General features: G+C 69.5%; 15 protein-coding genes. 7 read left to right on the top strand and 8 right to left on the bottom strand.

The window, feature by feature from the left end; translation table 11 throughout:
- Positions 1-276: 276 nt before the first annotated feature.
- Positions 277-966 carry a DUF2064 domain-containing protein gene (locus ACIRRA_RS20930; RefSeq protein ID WP_402770423.1) on the bottom strand — a complete coding sequence of 230 codons (690 nt, stop codon included), beginning with the start codon at positions 964-966 and terminating at the stop codon, positions 277-279.
- Positions 963-1,628, bottom strand: coding sequence for a glycosyltransferase family 2 protein (locus ACIRRA_RS20935; RefSeq protein WP_402770426.1), 666 nt, complete (start codon positions 1,626-1,628; stop codon positions 963-965). The genes ACIRRA_RS20930 and ACIRRA_RS20935 overlap by 4 nt, the downstream gene beginning before the upstream one ends.
- A 125-nt stretch (positions 1,629-1,753) precedes the next feature.
- On the opposite strand from ACIRRA_RS20935, the gene ACIRRA_RS20940 reads away from it, so the two are divergent.
- Positions 1,754-3,139 (top strand): hypothetical protein, encoded by a 1,386-nt coding sequence (locus tag ACIRRA_RS20940; RefSeq protein ID WP_402770429.1) that lies wholly within the window; start codon positions 1,754-1,756, stop codon positions 3,137-3,139.
- Positions 3,140-3,154: 15 nt separating this feature from the next.
- On the opposite strand, the gene ACIRRA_RS20945 is transcribed toward ACIRRA_RS20940, so the two are convergent.
- A complete protein-coding gene (locus tag ACIRRA_RS20945; RefSeq protein WP_402770432.1) occupies positions 3,155-4,213 on the bottom strand; it encodes an NAD-dependent epimerase/dehydratase family protein in 1,059 nt (352 codons plus the stop codon).
- 209 nt (positions 4,214-4,422) lie between these two features.
- Between ACIRRA_RS20945 and ACIRRA_RS20950 the strand changes: the two genes are divergently transcribed.
- Genes ACIRRA_RS20950 through ACIRRA_RS20960 form a run of 3 tightly spaced genes read left to right on the top strand, consistent with a single transcriptional unit; the run spans position 4,423 to position 6,600 of the window.
- Positions 4,423-5,157 carry an ABC transporter ATP-binding protein gene (locus ACIRRA_RS20950; protein ID WP_402770434.1) on the top strand — a complete coding sequence of 245 codons (735 nt, stop codon included), beginning with the start codon at positions 4,423-4,425 and terminating at the stop codon, positions 5,155-5,157.
- Positions 5,154-5,942, top strand: coding sequence for an ABC transporter permease (locus ACIRRA_RS20955; protein ID WP_402770437.1), 789 nt, complete (start codon positions 5,154-5,156; stop codon positions 5,940-5,942). The genes ACIRRA_RS20950 and ACIRRA_RS20955 overlap by 4 nt, the downstream gene beginning before the upstream one ends.
- A gap of 16 nt (positions 5,943-5,958) precedes the next feature.
- Positions 5,959-6,600 carry a TetR family transcriptional regulator gene (locus ACIRRA_RS20960; protein WP_402770440.1) on the top strand — a complete coding sequence of 214 codons (642 nt, stop codon included), beginning with the start codon at positions 5,959-5,961 and terminating at the stop codon, positions 6,598-6,600.
- A gap of 306 nt (positions 6,601-6,906) precedes the next feature.
- Here the strand turns inward: ACIRRA_RS20960 and ACIRRA_RS20965 are convergent, their stop codons facing one another.
- Genes ACIRRA_RS20965 through ACIRRA_RS20975 form a run of 3 tightly spaced genes read right to left on the bottom strand, consistent with a single transcriptional unit; the run spans position 6,907 to position 9,834 of the window.
- Positions 6,907-7,128: a Trm112 family protein gene (locus tag ACIRRA_RS20965; RefSeq protein ID WP_402770443.1), complete on the bottom strand. Its 222-nt coding sequence runs from the start codon at positions 7,126-7,128 to the stop codon at positions 6,907-6,909.
- 10 nt (positions 7,129-7,138) lie between these two features.
- Positions 7,139-7,636, bottom strand: coding sequence for a GtrA family protein (locus ACIRRA_RS20970; RefSeq protein ID WP_402770446.1), 498 nt, complete (start codon positions 7,634-7,636; stop codon positions 7,139-7,141).
- Positions 7,633-9,834, bottom strand: a complete 2,202-nt coding sequence (locus ACIRRA_RS20975) for a hypothetical protein (RefSeq protein ID WP_402770849.1) — start codon at positions 9,832-9,834, stop codon at positions 7,633-7,635. The genes ACIRRA_RS20970 and ACIRRA_RS20975 overlap by 4 nt, the downstream gene beginning before the upstream one ends.
- 404 nt (positions 9,835-10,238) lie before the next feature.
- Here ACIRRA_RS20975 and ACIRRA_RS20980 point away from each other — a divergent pair, with 404 nt between their 5' ends.
- Entirely contained in the window at positions 10,239-11,294 is a 1,056-nt protein-coding gene (locus tag ACIRRA_RS20980; RefSeq protein ID WP_402770852.1) for a glycosyltransferase, read from the top strand.
- Positions 11,291-12,430, top strand: coding sequence for a dTDP-4-amino-4,6-dideoxygalactose transaminase (rffA, locus tag ACIRRA_RS20985; RefSeq protein WP_402770449.1), 1,140 nt, complete (start codon positions 11,291-11,293; stop codon positions 12,428-12,430). The genes ACIRRA_RS20980 and rffA overlap by 4 nt, the downstream gene beginning before the upstream one ends.
- 52 nt (positions 12,431-12,482) lie before the next feature.
- Here rffA and ACIRRA_RS20990 read toward each other — a convergent pair whose 3' ends face one another.
- Positions 12,483-12,929 carry a MarR family winged helix-turn-helix transcriptional regulator gene (locus ACIRRA_RS20990; RefSeq protein WP_402770452.1) on the bottom strand — a complete coding sequence of 149 codons (447 nt, stop codon included), beginning with the start codon at positions 12,927-12,929 and terminating at the stop codon, positions 12,483-12,485.
- Between the two features lie 142 nt (positions 12,930-13,071).
- On the opposite strand from ACIRRA_RS20990, the gene ACIRRA_RS20995 reads away from it, so the two are divergent.
- On the top strand, positions 13,072-14,547 hold the full coding sequence (locus tag ACIRRA_RS20995) for an MFS transporter (RefSeq protein WP_402770455.1): 1,476 nt from the start codon (positions 13,072-13,074) through the stop codon (positions 14,545-14,547).
- A 180-nt stretch (positions 14,548-14,727) separates the two neighbouring features.
- On the opposite strand, the gene ACIRRA_RS21000 is transcribed toward ACIRRA_RS20995, so the two are convergent.
- On the bottom strand, positions 14,728-17,691 hold the full coding sequence (locus ACIRRA_RS21000; protein WP_402770458.1) for an AMP-binding protein: 2,964 nt from the start codon (positions 17,689-17,691) through the stop codon (positions 14,728-14,730).
- Positions 17,692-17,966: the final 275 nt, after the last annotated feature.

Here is a 17,966-nt window from a genome sequence, read left to right on the forward strand (position 1 = left end):
TGGGCTGTCCCGCGGGGTTGAGCTGTCGGGCCGGACTGGGCTGCCCCACCGGGTTGAGGTGTCCCACCGGGCTGAGGTGTCCCACCGGGTTGAGCTGTCCCGCTGGACTGGTCCGTCTCGCCGGGCCGAGCTGTCGCGTTCGACTGGTCTTTTCCGCCGGATTGGACTGGCCCGCCGGGCAGTGCGGGTTGATCGGGCAGTGCGGTGTGTTCTGACATGGCGTCCGCGGCGGGGCCGGTTCGGGGCCCGCCGCGGGCTCCTTTCGATGCTCGAATCTCAGAGTGGGACAGGAGTTTTCGCTGTCACGAGATCAGCGACGGCGCGCGCGAAGCGCCCGCGGGACACGGCCGCCACGGCGACGGCGTCGGGGTAGGTGTCCACGTCCGCGAGGGTGGGCAGGGAGTGCACCCGGAATCCGCTGTGGCGCAGTGCTGTTGCGGTGAGCTCGCCGGTGCGGGCGGTCGACATGGGGATGTCGGTGAGCAAGTGCGCCGGGTGCGGCTCGGGGAGACCGAGGGCCCACCAACCGCCGTCCGCCGCGGGGCCGAGGACGGTGTCGCCGGTGGCCACCAGGCGCGCGGCCGAGCGGTTCAGCAGGTCGGCGTCGGCCTGCGGGGTGTCCATGCCGATCTGCAGCACCGGGACACCGAACTCGGCGGCATCGACGTGGGCGTTGGCGAGGCGTTCGCCGAAGCTGTCGCCGCGCTGCGGCACTACGGTCACCTCGCGCAGGGCGGCGGCCAGTTCGACCGAACGCTCGGCGCGGTCGAGGTCGCCGGTCCAGGCGACGACGCTGTGCCGGATGCCGCTCTCGCGCACCGCGTCCAGCGTGTCGAGCAGGGCGCAGGCCGCCAGATAGGCGGCGTCGACCGGCGAGAACGGCGGTGTGAGACGGGTTTTGGCGAATCCGGGGATCGGCGATTTGGCCATCACCAGCATGGCGGCGGGGACATCGGTCGGGTTCATCGCACGCTCCAGAAGTCTCGGGCGGCACGCACGGTGCCGAGCCAGGAACCGGAGACCTTGGACTCGCCGTGAGTCCGCGGCCGATAGGTGATGTCGCGCTCCAGCACCAGCCAGCCCGCGCGGGCCGCGCCGGTGAGCAGGGCCAGCGGATAGCCGGACCGGGCATGCAGGTGGCCGAGCGCCTGCAGGCGGTCGCGGCGGGCCACCCGCATGGCGCCGATATCGTGCACCCGCAGGCCGTAGCGGCGGCGCAGCCGGAAGGCGAAGGCCCAGTTGCCAATTCGCGCATGTAGGGGTATTGCGCCGGGTACCGCGGCACGGCGGCGGCCGACCACCAGGTCGACGCCGGGGCTGAATTCGGCCACCAGCCGGGGCAGTTCGCCGGGATCGAGGGAGCCGTCGCCGTCCAGGACGGCGACCAGTTCGGTGCGGGCGGCGCCGACGCCGGCATGCACGGCGCTGCCGTAGCCGGGGGTCGATTCGGTCACCACGGTCGCTCCGGCGGCACGCGCGACCTCGGCGGTGCCGTCGGTGGAACCGTTGTCCACCACGATCACCCGGTAGCCCACCGGAATTGCCGATAGTACGCCGGGAAGCGCTTCCGCTTCGTCCCGGCAAGGGATCACCACCGTGACCCCGGGTACGGAGTCCAACTCGGTCATGGTCTCGACCGTACGGCCAACCGGCGTCTTCCGACCCCGGGACACGCATGACCAAAGTATGACAAGAGCAGGAGAAATGGTGATCCGGACAGTTCCGGCGGGTTTCGGGGCCTAGGGTTTCCGCCATGGCGAACGCTTCCGCGACCCGGGTCGCGCGCTATGTCTCCACCCGTGTCGACGGCTACTGCGCGCTCGCGGCTCTTCTGTTGGTCCTCGTCGCCTTTCTGGTTCCGCGAATCGAGGGCAAACCCTGGCGAGACCGGCTCTACGCCGGGGCCGCGCCGATCTTCGGTGACTGGCTGCCGCATGTGGGGTGGGGCACGGTGCCGGCCGTCGCCCTGGCCGCGGCCGTGGTGCGCTTCGGCCCGGACCTGGCGCGGCGGCTGTCATGGGGACGGCTGCTGCTGGCGACGTGGGCGACGGCGGCGGCGTGGGCGTTCGCGCTGGCCATGGTGGACGGCTGGCAGCGCGGCTTCGCCGGCCGGCTCACCACCCGCGACGAGTACTTGCACGAGGTCGGCGGAGTGCACGACATCGGGGCCATGCTGCGCGGATTCTCCGGGCGCATCCTGGATTTCCAGCCCGATTCGTGGACCACCCACGTGGCCGGGCATCCGCCGGGCGCACTGCTGGTGTTCGTACTGCTGGACCGGATCGGACTGGGCGGCGGGGCCTGGGCGGGACTGCTGTGCGTGCTGGTCGGGACCAGTGCCGCGGCAGCGGTGCCGTTCGCCATCCGGGCGCTGGGGTCCGAGCATCGGGCCCGGGCCGCAACGCCTTTCCTCGCGCTCATGCCCGCGGTCATCTGGATCGCGGTCTCCGCGGACGGGCTCTTCGCCGGGGTGGGCGCCTGGGCGGTGGCATTACTGGCATTGGCGACCCGGCTGGAGCGGGGCTGGGTCCGGCTCGCACTGGCGTCCGGAGTGCTGTTCGGGTTCACCCTCTTCCTGAATTACGGCTTGGTGCTCATGGTGATTCCGGCCGCCGCGGTGCTGTGGTCCCGGTCGCCGCGGCCCGCGCTGCCGGCGCTCGCGGGTGTGCTCGCGGTGGTGGGAGTCTTCGCGGCGGCGGGATTCTGGTGGCTCACCGGCTATCACCTCGTGGTACAGCGCTACTACCAGGGCATTGCCAGCGAGCGACCCTACTCGTACTGGATCTGGGGCAATCTCGCGGCGACGGTGTGCGCGGTGGGGCTGGCCACCGCCGCCGCGAGCAACCGGGTGCTGATCGAGCTGAAGATCCTGCCGGTACAGCCATGGCGGAAGTGGCTCTCGCGCTGGCGCTCCCACGTCGATCCGGCGGCGCTACTGGCCGCCGCCGGGATCACCGCCATGCTCATCGCGGACATCAGCGGGCTCAGCAAGGCCGAGACCGAACGCATCTGGCTGCCGTTCGATGTGTGGGCGCTGTCGGCGACCGCGCTGCTCCCCCGCCACAGCACACGCTTCTGGCTCGTCGCGCAGGCGGCGGGGGCACTGCTCGTCAACCACCTGATCCTGACGAATTGGTAGTCGCCGGAGCCGAATTCACCGCCAGGTGGGGGCTCCGTTCCCGGCGACCGAGCGCAACGGCGCGGTCGCGAATTCGGCGAGCCCCAGGCTCGGCGTGACGGCGGCGACGAAACCCAGTGAGCGGCGGGCGCGTTCGGGACTCGCCACGATGTGGCGGACGTCGCCGGCACGGTAGTCGCCGGTCACCACGGGCTGTTTGCCGCCATAGGCACGGGCCAGCGTGGCGGCCACCTCGCCGATGGTGATCGGGGTGCCCGAGGCGATATTGAGCGGGGTGAACGCGCCCAGCGGGTGTTCGAGGGCGGCGACATTGGCCTCCGCGATATCGCGGACGTGAATGAAATCACGGGCCTGCGTGCCGTCTTCGAACACGCGCGGGGCCTCACCTGCCTCGAGTGCGGAGCGGAAGATGGCCGCAACCCCGGAATACGGTGTGTCCCTGGGCATATCGGGTCCGTACACATTGTGGTACCGCAGCGCGGTGACGGTCCCGCCGGTGGCCGCGGCCCAGGCGATGGCGTAGTGCTCCTGCGCCACCTTGGACGCGGCGTAGAGGCTGCGCGGACGCAGGGGCGCGTCCTCGTCGATGGGCGTCCAGGCGAGAGGGCGTCCGTCGGGGCCGCGGTGGTCGAATCGGCCGTTGTCGAGATCGGTGCGGGTGCGCGGGGCCGGCTCGGCGGGCACTCCCGCGGAATCGACGTAGCGACCCTCGCCGTAGACCACCATCGAGGAGGCCAGCACCAGATGGCGGCAGCGGGCGCGGTCCATGGCCGCGAGCAGCACGGCGGTGCCGAGGTCGTTGTGGCTGGCATAGGCCGGGGCGTCCTGGGCGCTGACGCCCGCGCCGACCACGGCGGCCTGATGACAGACGACGTCGACGCCGTGCAGGAGCTCGCCGAGGGCGTCCGGGTCCCGCACGTCCACCCGGGCGATGCCGGGCGGGGGCAGGGCGGCGGATCCGTGGGCGGCCGCGAGCATGAAGTCGGCCGCGACGACCTCGTGTCCGGCGGCCAGTGCCGCGCGGTGAATGTGCGAGCCGATGAATCCGGCTGCGCCGGTCAGAAGTACACGCATGCGGCGATTCTGGACGGCCCGCCGCCGGAATGCGCCCGGACCGGCCGACCTCGCGTGATTCGTCACGATTTGGTCAGCGTAATCGGTCAGATATGGCCAGATCGCCACACCAGAAAACGACACGCAGCGGGGTCTTGCCCCGGAGCCCCGGATGGGCGCACAATTCATCGCGTAGTGAATTCAACACTCGATGAATTGAGGGTGACCCCGTGACGGCACCAGCGACGACAACCGACGCCATCGCCATCGAGCACCTGGAAGTGCGGCGCGGCGGGAATCAGGTTCTGCAGAACATCTCCCTGACCGTTCCCCGGGGCAGCATCACCGGACTGCTGGGACCGTCGGGGTGCGGGAAGACGACGCTCATGCGCAGCATCGTCGGGACACAGATCATCGAATCCGGGTCGGTGTCCGTGCTCGGCGAGGAGGCCGGATCGCGCGGGCTGCGGCGGCGGGTCGGGTATGTGACTCAGGAGCCGAGCATCTACGACGACCTCACCGTGGCCGACAATGTCGCGTATTTCGGTGCGCTGTACGGGGCGTCGTCCGCCGAGGTCGAAACGGCGCTGGCCGCCGTGGGTTTGGGCAGTCATGCCGGGCATCACGGCAACGAGCTTTCCGGCGGTCAGCGCACCCGCGTGTCCCTGGCCTGCGCGCTGGTGGCAGATCCCGAGCTGCTGGTACTGGACGAGCCGACGGTCGGCCTGGACCCGGTGCTGCGCGCCGACCTGTGGGAGCAGTTCCAGGCGCTCGCGAAACAGGGCCGGACACTGCTGGTTTCGAGCCACGTCATGGACGAGGCCGAGCACTGCGACCGGCTGCTGCTCATGCGCGAGGGCCGGCTGCTGGCCCAGCTCACACCCGCCGAATTGCGGTCCGACACAGGCGAATCCAGTCTGGAGAACGCCTTCCTCAAGCTGATCCGGATGGGAGAAGAGCTGTGACCGCGACCCTTTCACGCCCCGCGGGCCCACGGCCGCTGGGCTGCTATACCGCCACCACCGTGCGCATCCTGCGCCAGCTGCGCGCCGACAAGCGCACGGTCGCCATGATCGTGCTGGTGCCCGCGCTGCTCATGACGCTGCTGTATTTCGTGTACAAGAACTATCCGACCATCCCGCATGCGCCGCGGCTGTTCGACCGGGTCGGCATCACCATGCTCGGCATCCTGCCGTTCGTGGTCATGTTCCTCATCACCGCCATCGCCATGCAGCGCGAACGGGTTTCGGGCACGCTGGAGCGGCTCATGACCACGCCGCTGTCCAAACTGGATCTGCTGGCCGGGTACGGCACCGCGTTCTCCATCGCGGCCGCGGTGCAGGCCGCGGTGGCCTGCCTGGTGGCGTTCTGGCTGCTCGGGTTGAAAGCGGCGGGCAGTCCGGGACTGGTCGTGCTCATCGCCGTGATCGACGCGGTGCTGGGCGTGGCGCTGGGCCTGCTGGCAAGCGCGTTCGCGCGCACCGAGTTTCAAGCCGTACAGTTCATGCCCGTGATCGTGCTGCCGCAGTTCTTCCTGTGCGGCCTGCTGGTGCCGCGCGGGCAGCTGCCGAGCTGGCTGGAGGCGATCAGCAATGTGCTGCCGCTCAGCTACGCCGTCGACGCGCTGGAGCAGGTGTCCACGCACACCGGGGCCACCGGGCAGATGTGGCGGGATGTGCTGATCGTGGCCGTCTTCGCCGCCGTCGCACTGGGATTGGGCGCCGCCACCCTACGCCGGCGCACCGCATGACCGGGAGACACGCGGCGTGAGCGGAGGCAACGGGATCCGCAGCGGACGGCGTCCGGGCAATTCCGGCACCCGGGAGGCGATTCTGGACGCCGCCCGGGTGCGCTTCGCCGAAGTCGGATTCGACCGGGCCTCCATCCGCTCCATCGCCACCGCGGCCGGAGTGGATCCCGCACTGGTACACCACTACTTCGGCACCAAACACCAATTGTTCGCCGCCGCCCTGCAACTCCCCGTCGATCCCCAGACCATCCTCGCCGGCTTCGCCGCAGTCCCAGTGGAAAACCTGGGCGAGCACATCATCCGCACCGTCGTCGGCATCTGGGACTCCCCCGTCGGCATGCCCGCCGTGGCCGCCATCCGCAGCCTCCTCGCCAGCGACGACCCGACCCTGGCCCGCACCTTCCTTCTGGAAATCGTCCTGAAAGAAATCCGCCCCCTGGTCGATTCACCCCCCGGCACCGGCGCCCAACGCGCCGCCCTGGCCGCCTCCCAACTGGCCGGCCTCCTGATAACCCGCAAAATCCTGCGCCTGGAACCCATAGCGTCCATGCCCATCGAAGACCTGGTCACCACCATCGGCCCCACCCTGCAACGCTATTTCACCGGCGATCTCCCCCAACAGGACCGACCCACGCGCCAGACATCAACCGGCAGTTGAGGATCCGCACCGGTCGGCTCGGGTTGCCAGCCGCACCGCCCACCCGGCGGACGCGGGCAACCCGGTTGAGGCATCCACCCCGGATACTGCTGTGCGACAGGGGCGTGCGGTAGCGGGGAGCCGTGGCGGCCGCGATCAGGGCGAGCACCGTCACGAGCACGGCCAGGGCGGTGGCGGTGAACAGGAGCCACGGGCCTACGCCGCGATCGCCGAAGCCGACCGGGCCGGGGTCCCCCGAAGGTGCTCACCCGGGAACCATGGTGCATTCCTGGGTGAGCGGGCGCTCATTGAAGGGGCGGTGGGGGATCAGGATTGGGTGAGGAAGAGGGTGTGTTCGTCGTCGGAGACGTCGCGGGCCTCGTCGACGAGGAGGACCGGGATGCCGTTGTCGACCGGGTAGGCGCGGCGTAGGCGGGGGTTGTAGAGCACAGTGTCACCGGTGGCGGTGTGGACCAGCTGCAGGGGGCCCTTGTCCTGGGGGCAGGCGAGCAGGCTCAGCAGGGTGGCGTCCAGGTTTTCCTCCGACATGTCCGACAACCTACCGGTCGGGGTGGGTGGGAGGGGAATCGGCGGGGCGGCGGAAGCTGATGTGGCGATGGCCGAAGTAGCTGGCCACCGCGACCAGGCCCATGACCACCACGGCGGCCGGTTTGGCGGGGGCGCGCAGCAGGGAGACGGCCAGTTGCAGCAGCACCATGTTCAGCACCATGCCGACGGCGTTCACGCCGACGAAGGCCACGAAGTCGCGCAGTAGGTGGCCACGTACCCGGAACACCAGGGTGCGGTGCAGGACGAAGGCCACCACCATGCTGACCGCGTAGGCCAGCGCCACCGACAGCGCGGCGGCCACGTCCTTGGACACCACGCCGCCGAGGACGGTCAGCCACACGATGGTGAGCACCATGCCCATCAGCGTGTTGAAGCCGCCGACCAGGGCGAAGGCGACCTCCTGCCGGCGCACCAGCCGGAGCAGCGGGCCGGCCGGTGCGGTCTCGGCGGGCGCGGCGCCGTGCTTCGAGGGGCGCGTCTCGGTCACTTGGCGGTGCCCACCAGTTCGCGGTCCGGGTCGTCGTCGAGCTGTTCGGCCACGGGCGCGTCCTGGCCGCGACGACGCGAGCGAACGTACAACCACTGCAGCAGCCCGAGGCCGACGAGTGCGGCCGCGGCACTGCCGATTCCGATCTTCCAGCCCGGCGGCCGCCAGCTCACCTCCAGCACGGCTTTGTCGGTGCCGGCCGGAATGTCCACGGCCACGAAGACTTTCGCGACGGTGTGGAACGGGACGGTCTTGCCGTCGAGGGTGACGCGGTAGCCGGGCCAGCCCAGGCGCGCGAAGGTGACGCGACCGCCGGTCTCCGAGGAGACCCGCACACGGCTGGTGGTGTCGGTCTCGTCGAGCGAGGTGGCGGTGGCATCGTGGGCGTCGCCGACGCGGCCGTTGACCGTGGAGATCGGGCCGTTGTCGCGCTCGAGCACCCAGATGTACTTCTCGTGCCCGGGCACGTCGACGAAGTGCCAGCCCTCCGGGGCGGGTTGGTCGCCGGCGTCGGGGAACATGGCCTTCTGCAACACGACCCGGTCGATCAGCATGAGGTCGGCGAGGGTGCGGCCGGTGGTCGGCTCGGCGCTGAACAGCCGGCGGTAGGCGTCGGGGCAGACGCTGGAGTCCCAGCGCATGCAGAGCATTTCGCCGAAATAGAAGTGCCCGTTGGGCGTATAGCCGTTGACGTAGTCCTGCTGCAGGTCCTTGGCGTAGTTGCCCCACACCAGCGACCCGTAGGCGCCCTGCAGGTTCTTGTCGGCGGGCTGCAGCAGGCCGCGGTCGGAGAGCTGGAGGGTGGTGCCGGCCTGGAACTTCGGGAAGGCCGCCATGGCCTCGTTGCGGTCAGCGGGCAGGTTCCACGACATCGGCGTGGGCTGCACCCACCACACCTGGAACCAGGCGATCGGCACCATGGCGGCGATGACCAGGGCGGTGGCCCCGGTAGCGCCGCGGGTGCGGCCCAGCCAGACCGCGCCGAACCCGAGGGCGATCACCACGGCGGCCGAGCCCAGGTGCCACAGCACGTCGTGCGGATCGGCGGAGAAGGTGCGCACCCACAGCGCCAGGACCAGCACCAGCGCCGAGATGATCCGCGTGTTGCGGTCCCGCAGCGTGGCGAAGCGCCCCAGCAGCACGCACACCAGCACGAGCAGACCCAGCGCCAGCATCGGCAACACGCGCGCGGGCCAGCGCAGCGGGCCGACGGTGCCGGGCCCGGCGGTCCACATGAGCGCCATCAGTGCGAACAGTGCAATCGCGACGAACTGTTTCCAGTGTTTCTGCGCCGCTTTCCAATCCACGAACGCCAGCGCCGGGATCAGGAACCAGGCGATGTAGGTCATGGGCAGCGGCTGCACGTAGCCCCACCACGAGGTGAACGCCGGCATGGTGGTCGGCAGGCTGGCATTCAGCGACTCGGACCACGGCACGGTCAGGAACTGGTCGTTATTGATCTGCGAATTGCCGCGCCAGCTCACCTGCGCCGACAGCATCGAGGGCAGGAAGGTCAGCAGACCCGCCGCGCCCGCGCAGGCCGCTGCGGCGGCCAGGCGCAGCAGCGGGCCGAACGCGACGCGCCACTGCGGCCAGGTCCGCGGCCCCCGGCACACCAGGTAGCCGACGGCCACCGCGGCCAGCATGAGCACCGACTCGACCGCGGGGAACACGTACTGCACCGAGATCGCCAGGTACAGGTATACGAAGACCGGGATCGGACCGCCCTGGCCGCGCAGGTAGCGCTCCGAGGACGCCCAGGCGTGGATCATCCACGCGGTGCCGGCCATGGCGGTGAACCAGCTGGCCGAGTCGAAGAACAGGAAGAAACCGGTGAACGGCATGGCCACCCCGGCCACCGCGGCCCACTGCGGGCGGGCGCCGTACACCAGGCACACCCGGTACACACCGAGCCCGGTGATGATCGCGAAGACCAGCTTCACGATGGTCGCGTACACGGCCAGGTTGGGCACCGAGGGCGCGATCAGATCGATCAGCAGCTGCGGCGGGTTGAACAGTCCCGCTTCCTCATTGGTGTAATTACCCGTCATCCACTGGTCCGGAATCAGCAGCGGGAAATGGCCGTCGCGGAAGGCGCGGCCGAAGAACACCCACAGGCCCGTGTACTGGGATTCGGTGTCGTCGGTAAAGAAGTGGCGGGAGTTGGCCAGGATGACAGCCAGATAGCCGAGGGTCACCCCGATCGAAGTGACGATGCCCCAGCGGTACACCTCGCGCCGAGCCGCCTTGTTGTCCTGCCCGGATTCGGCGGCCCCGACCACCTTGGAAACTGAGCTTTCCACCACGAGTTCCAGACCCTACAGGGCGGCGATGTCGATGGCACTTACCGCCAAGCCGTTGGGAGGTATGGGCGCCGTTGCGGGGGGTGGACATGGGGAATGATAGGCCGGGTGTCGATACTTCGCCCCGAATGCCGCGCCGAGCAGCGTGTTAGAGTTCAGCGCGGCTCGGGCTCCGGTTTCCGGTGTGGAGTTCCGGCGCACACCGTCATCGAAAGTACATTCAGCTGATGCCGATTCCGTCCGCCCGCACCTACGCGAGCGACCCCAGCGTGACCTCCGGCAGCGAGCGCCCGGCGCGGGTGCACGCCGTCTCCGTCGTGGTGCCCGTGTACCGCGGCGAGGAGACGATCGCCGCACTGGTCAGTGAGCTGGACAAGCTCGGGGAGCCGGTCACCACGCCGCAGGGCGCCACCTTCCGGGTCGAGGAGATCGTGCTGGTGCACGATCACGGGCCCGACCGCTCCGACGTGGTGCTGCAGAAGCTCGCCGAAACCTATCCGCAGGTGCGGGTGGTGTGGCTGAGCCGCAACTACGGCCAGGATGCCGCCACCATCGCCGGTATGGCCGCCGCGCAGGGCGACTGGACCGTCACCATGGACGAGGACGGCCAGCACGATCCGGCCTTCATCGCCGACTTCCTGGACGCGGCGCTCGAGCAGCGCGCCGATCTGGTCTACTCCAAGCCGGTCAACACCCGCCCGCACGGCTTCCTGCGCAATGTCACCTCGCGCGGCGCGAAGATCGTGCTGGCGACGGTGTTCGCGTTCCCGGACTCCACCCGCTTCGAGAGCTACCGGCTGATCCGCGGCGATGTCGCGCGGCAGCTGGCGCAGGTCGCCTCCAATGGCGTGTACCTGGATGTGGCGCTCACCTGGGTGGTGGGCGAGGCGGCGCAGGTGCCGGTGCAGTTGCGCGCAGAGGGCCGTGAGGAGTCCGGTTACAACTATCGGCGGCTGTTCTCGCTGTTCTGGAAGATGGTGCTGTGCAGCGGAACTCGCGGCCTGCGGCTGGTGAGCATGCTGGGTGTGACGCTGGCGCTGGGCGGGCTGGTCATGGCCGGGTGGGTGGTGTACCACAGGCTGACCGACAGCGGCACCGACCCCGAAGGCTGGGCCTCGCTCATGACGGTGCTGCTGCTGTGCTCGGGCGCGGTGCTGTTCTCGCTGGGTTTGATCGCCGAATACCTCGGTGTGGCACTGCATGTGCTGGTCGGCAAGCCGCTGTATCTGACGGTGGATTCGCCGACGCCCCGGCCGCAGCAGTTGCGCGGCGGCATCCGCCCCGACGGTGGAAGTCACCACGACGGCACGACGAATCGGTTCGACGAAGACATCGAGGGGGAGCTCCGCGCGTGAGCAGTGACCGCATCATCTTCAGCCGCCCGTTCCGCGCCGCGCGCGAGCTGCCGAATGTGGAGGCCGTGCTGTCCTCGGACCACAGCCACGGCGACGGTCCCTTCACCGCGACGGCCACCACGAAACTGCGTGACATCACCGGTGCGCCGCACGCACTGCTCACCACCTCGTGCACGCACGCGCTCGAAATGGCCGGGCTGCTGCTGGAACTCGGGCCCGAGGACGAGGTGATCGTGCCAAGTTTCGCGTTCACCTCCAGCGCGACAGCCATGGCGTTGCGCGGCGCGACCGTGGTGTTCGCCGATATCGACGCCGCCACCGGCAATCTGGATCCGGAGTCGGTGGCCGCGGCGGTCACCCCGCGCACCAAAGCCGTGATGGTCATCCACTACGGCGGCGTGGCCGCCGACATGGAGGGTCTGCGGCGGCTGGCCGACGCGCACGGCTTCGCCATCATCGAGGACAATGCGCACGGCCTGGGCGGCTACTATCGGGGCCGCCCGCTGGGCACCATCGGCACGGTGGGCGCGCTGTCCTTCCACGACACCAAGAACGTGCACTGCGGTGAGGGCGGCGCGGTGCTGCTCACCGACGAAATCCTCATGGCGCGTGCGGAAATCATTCGCGAGAAGGGCACCGACCGGGCTCGCTTCCTGCGCGGCGCGGTGGACAAGTATTCCTGGCAGGACATCGGATCCTCCTACCTGCCCAGCGAATTGAACGCAGCAGTCCTCGACGCCCAGCTCGCCGAGTTCGACACCATCCAGCGCAACCGCCACCGCGTGTGGGACACCTACGCCGCCGCCCTCCCGGACTGGGCCGCCCGCAACGACATTCGCCTCATGACGGTGCCATCGGACCGCGAGCACACCGCGCACCTTTACTACCTGCGCGTACCCACCGAGCACCGCCGCGACGACCTCATCGCCCACCTGTCCCAGCGCGGCATCGTGGCCCCCTTCCACTACATTCCCCTGGACTCCTCCCCCGCCGGCCTCAAGCTCGGCCGCACCCCGTTCCCGTGCGTGCGCAGCGCCGAGTTCTCGGCCACCCTGGTCCGCCTCCCCCTGTGGCCGGGCCTCACCGAGGATCAGCTGACCCGCGTCGTCGACGGCGTCACCAGCTTCACCGTCTAGTAGCCGCGGGCCCGGCGGCATCGCGGATGCCGTTGCCACACACGGGTCCGTGTCAGGGATGGGGGGAAATTCGGTTTCGGTAGCGGTCGATGTCGGCGTTCAGGCGCGAGAGCGAGTCGGCTAGCGCGGTGACCTCCTCGTCGGTCCAGTCGGCGACGATCTCGTCGAGATGGCGGATGCTCTGTGCGCGTTCGCCGTTCAGGCGGGACGCGCCTTCCGGGGTGAGGCGGAACTTGCGGGCGATGCCGCCGTCGGGGTCGGGGATGCGGTCGGCGAGGCCGGCGCGGAGCAGCGCCGCGGTCTGCCGGTTCAGGGTGGAGACATCGAGGCCGAGGATTTCGCTGAGCCGGCCGATGGACATCGGGCCGTCGGCTTCGAGCAGGCTCAACAGCAGGTAGGCGCTGCGATCGAGGCTGGTGTCGGTCGCCTTGCGCGCGATGAGGCTGAAACGGCCCATCAGCATGGTCTGGAATTCCAGCAATTCGGTGGGCTTGGGCACGTCCCGTCCTTCCGCGATCCGCATTGACCTGCGGGTTCAACCCCTGTTCACCCACACCCTAGCGTTGTGCATCCACCATTGCATGTGCATGTTGCACTTTATGTGTACAGTACACATTGTTTGCGCATCGTGAGGAGATCCCATGACCCAACCCGATTCCGCTACGGCGTCCGGCTCGACGCCGGCGCGCACGGGCGCGGGCCGCACCCTCGCGGTGCTCGCCTACGCCGGTGTCATCGCGTCGCTCATGCAGACGCTGGTGGTGCCGCTGCTGGGTGAGCTACCCCGCATCTTGAATACGTCGGCCTCGAACACCACCTGGGTCGTCACCATCACGCTGCTCGTCGCGGCCGTCGCCACCCCCGTCGCGGGCCGGCTCGGCGACATGTACGGCAAGCGGCGCATGATGATCGCCTCCACCATTCCGCTCATCATCGGATCGATCGTGTGCGCGGTGTCCGATTCGCTGGTGCCGATGATCGTCGGCCGCGGCCTGCAGGGGCTCGGCGTCGGCATCATCCCGCTCGCCATCGCCCTGCTGCGCGATGTGATGCCCGCCGAACGGCTCGGCTCGTCGATCGCGCTGATCAGCTCGTCCCTCGGCATCGGCGGCGCACTGGGCCTGCCGATCGCCTCGGCCGTCACCGAGTACAGCAGCTGGCGTGTGATGTTCTGGGTCGCGGCGGGTCTGGTGGGCATCGCCACCGCGTTGATCGTGACCCTGGTGCCCGAGGGCAGCTCGGAAGGACCGTCGGGACGTTTCGACCTTCCGGGTGCGGTGCTGCTCGGCGCCGGTCTGGTGTCGTTCCTGCTGCCGGTGTCGAAAGGCGCGACCTGGGGCTGGACCAGCGGTACCACGCTGGGTCTGTTCGCCGCGGCGGTCGTCGTCCTGCTCGCCTGGGGTTGGTGGGAGCTGCGGTCGCCCGAGCCGCTGGTGGACCTGCGCACCACCGCGCGTCCGCAGGTGCTGGTCACCAACCTCGCGAGCGTCGCGATCGGTGTCGGCATGTACGCACTGCAGTTGAGCATGCCGCAGCTGTTGCAGCTGCCGACCTCGCTCGGTTACGGCCTGGGCCAGTCGATGATCATGATGGGTCTGTGGATGGCCCCCGGCGGCATCATGATGATGCTCATCTCACCGGTGGGCGCCCGCCTGTCCGCTGCGCGCGGCCCGAAGATCACCCTCTTCACCGGCGCGTTGACCATGGCGGCCGGCTACGGGGTGGCACAGCTGACGATGGGCTCCACCTGGGGTCTGGAGCTGGTGAACATCATCTGCAGCACGGGTGTGGCGCTCGCGTACGGCGCGATGCCGGCGCTGATCATGAGTGGGGTGCCGCTGTCGGAGACGGCCGCCGCCAACAGCTTCAACACCCTGATGCGCTCGATCGGCACCTCCGTCTCCTCGGCGGTCGTGGGCGCGGTGCTTGCGCAGCTGACCATCTCGGTTGGCGGCCATGCCATTCCGACCGAGAACGGCTTCCGCACGGTGTTCCTGATCGGCAGCGTGGCCTGCCTGGTATCCGCGGTGATCGCGCTCATGATCCCGGTCCGCAAGGCGGTCGCGGCCCGCACCACCGCAGCGGCCGAACCACAGAAGGTGCTGGCGGAGAACTGAACCGGAGCACCGGCTACAGTGCGAGCTCGGGCTGGCTGGTCGCGCCGTTCCGCGGGCTGCCAGCCCGGCGGGGCGACGATGTAGCCGAGTTTGTTGCGGTCGCAGGCGAAATGCGAACGCGCCCCGGCCCTGCCGTGTCTTCTTCGGTGCGACACGGTGGCGGGGGCGCGTTCGAGACGATCAGCCGAACAGGCGCGCGGCGAGGTCGGGGGTGAGGATCTCGTAGGCCTCGGTGGTGCGGTTGTACCACCAGGTGCGGTCGTCGGGTTCGGCGCGGCCCGCAGCCTGCACCGCCCGCGTCGAGGGACGGTAGGTGGAGCTGCGGGGGATGTCGTCGACGACGTAGACGATGTCGGGGCGCTGGTCGGGAGCCAGGGCCCGGACCGCCTCGGTCACATCCTTGGGAGCCAGGCCGAAGCCCGCGCGGACGCTCACCGCGGCGACCGCGAGGATGCGGTCGCCGGCGGGGAGGCCGAAGGCCACCTCCATGTCGACGGCTGTGATGTCGTTCAGCACGTCGACGATCGGCTGGGTGTAGACCGGACCGCGCGGCGTCGGGATGACGGTGTCGCGACGGTCCATGAGCCAGTAGTCGCCGTCGCTGTCGCGGCGGAAGAGGTTCTCGGTGGGCATCCAGGCGTCGCCGGGGGCGAAGACGCCGCGCAGCCCGCCCGCGGAGAGGTCGACGAGGTCGGACACGGTGCCGATGAGCAGCCCCACCTCGTTGTCGGCACAGCGCCGCGCGAAACCGCTGTCCTCGACCAGGATTTCGTCGGTCAGCGGGTCGTAGGCGATGAGTTCGACCTTCGCGGTGCCCGGCACCGGACGGCCCTTGGAGCCGATCTTGGCGCCGGAGACGTTGGCCAGCACCACATCTCCCTCGATGGAGGCGTAGAACTCCAGCACCTTGGCGGGCGCGAAGCGCTCCTCGGTGCGCCGCCACAGGCCCGCGGGCATACCGGAGCCGATGAACAGGCGGATCGGATGCGCGTGCCCGTCGGCGAAGGTGTCAGCGTCGAGGATGTCGCGCAGCATGGTCCAGGTGTAGGTGACCACGGTGACGCCGTAGCGGTGCACCTCCTCGGCGAACCGCGCAGGTTCCAGCGAGCGGGCCAGCGCGATGCGGCTGCCGCCGGCCACCGCGCCACCCAGGCTCACCAGTAGTCCGGACGAATGATGCAGCGGCGCAAGGCAGTACACGGTGTCGTGGCGGCCCAGGTCCGCCGCCGACGCGGTGCCGAAGGCCGACAGCGCCCAGCGGTGATTGGTGACCTGCTTGACGTCGAACTTGTCGCCGGTGCCGGTGACCAGGATGAAGGCCAGCTCGCGCGCCAGGCCCGGATTCGGCCGGTACCAGGCGGGCAGCTCCACCTGCGCCGGGTCGATCTGCTCCAGGTCGACCACATCGGCGCCCGGCGGAATGTCGAGGCTGCGGGCATCGCCGCCGCCGAGCACCAGCACCCGGTGACCGGTGGCGGCCGCGCTGGCGAGGTTCTCCGGATCGGTGATGAGCAGCTTGGTGCCGGTCAGGTCCGCGACCTTGGAGAGTTCACTCCCCGGCGCCAGCAGCACCGCAACCGCGCCCAGCCGCGAGAGCGCGGCGATGGCGGCCAGCGCGCTCGGCCGGGTCTCCATGACCACGCCGACCCGAGTGGCCGGCCGCACGCCGACGGAGATCAGCCCGCGCACCACATTGTCGATGCGCTGATCGACCGCCTCCTGGGTGTGCACGCGGTCGTCGAACACGAACAGCTCGCGCTGCGGCGCGCGCCGCGCCTGCTCGGCGACCAAGCGGCCCAGCGAGATTCGGGTGTGCGGCTGGATCATGCCCAGCCGGGTCAGCCGGGGCAGCGCGCGGGCGGCCTCACTGGTGAGTTCGACCGTGCCGCGCAGCGTCTGCCCGGCCACGCCCTCGATGGTCTTCCCGACGCTGGTTCCGGCCTCGGCCAGGGTGCCGAGGGCGTGCACGACCCGGGTGAGCCCGGTGCGCGGGCCGTTGCGGACCGCCTCGGTGCTCATGCGCTCGACCTGTTCGGGCAGTTCGCCGCGGCCGCTGAGGTAGTTCACCCAGTCGCGCACCACGGGCCAGGTCTGCCTGGTGGCCGTGGAGCCCGACACCAGTCCGAAATGCCCGGCCACAATGCTGGTCTCGTACACATCGGCATTGGGCGCGGCGTGCACGATGCCGCGCACGGCGGCGGGCTGGCCGATGTCGTCGACCTCGCCGACGAACGCCAGGATCGGGCACTTGATCTCCGCCAGCGAGATGGGCTGATCGCGGATCACGAAGCCGCCCAGCATCATTCGATTGTGCTTGACGAACTGCTGAAGCAGATCGGTGAGCGCGGGACCCGGGTAGCCGAGCCAGCCGTCGACCTCGAGAAAGCGGCGCTGGCGCTCCTTGGGCAGCAGGGCCTCGCGGTTGTGCAGCTGGCGCAGGAAGTCGATGCGGGCGCGGGCGGTCTTGACCGGGTCCAGGGCCTGGAAGCCCAGGCGCACCATGGAATCGGTGATGGGCAGCCGGTTCAGCACGTGGTCGGTGAGGAAGTCGGCGGCGTCGGAGACCAGCCCGTGCGGCAGGCCGAAGGGCATGCCCGCGACGGCGTCGACCGGGCTGCCGAAGGTCACGATGGACTCGACGCCCTTGCCGTAGCGGTAGGCCGCGGTCTGGTAGGCGAACATGCCGCCCTGCGAGTACCCCATGAGATGCACGGCGCGGCCGGTGATTTCGGTGACGGTGTCGACGACACTCGAGACCGCCAGCACGTGGTCGGCCAGATCCCGGTCCCAGCCACCCTCTTCGGTGGCGGGTGAGCCGAAATCGACCACCCAGCAATCGATTCCGCCCTGGTGCAGAATGCCGACCGCCCCGTCGGCGACATTCACGTCCCAGATCTCGGCGGTCACCATGATGGGCGGCACCAGCACCACCACCGGACGGTCCGCCCCGGTGTCGTCCGGGAAGTAGTGCCGCAGGCGGTACATCCGCTTGCGCTCCACCACCTCGTACGGCGACGATTCGATGTCGTGAACCAGTCCCCCGAACCGGATCACCTCGAGCCCGTTCTGTGCGGTCGCGACGAGTCGCTCGATCGGACCCACCACGGACCTCGTATTGAATTTCACGGCTTCTCTCCCAGACATTTCCTGGCCTTGACCAGCGTCACCCGCCCCGACGCGTCGCGATGAGCTTGCCATACGTCCACCCTACTGCGCTGGCGCTGTGACCAGCACCATGCGGGCTACGCGTGGCGGAGCGATCCGGGCCCGCACCAAAGCAAACCGGCCGTTCGGGGTTTACGGGTCACAGCAACATCCCAGGCATCATGTTTTGGCATTTCGGCGCGTCGGGTGATCCGGAGCTCTACCATCGGAATCGCTGGAAACGCACTGTCGCGCTTGTCAATTCACTCACTTGA

Origin of the sequence: Nocardia sp. NPDC101769 (assembly GCF_044766925.1) — a bacterium.
Classification (GTDB): Bacteria; Actinomycetota; Actinomycetes; order Mycobacteriales; family Mycobacteriaceae; genus Nocardia.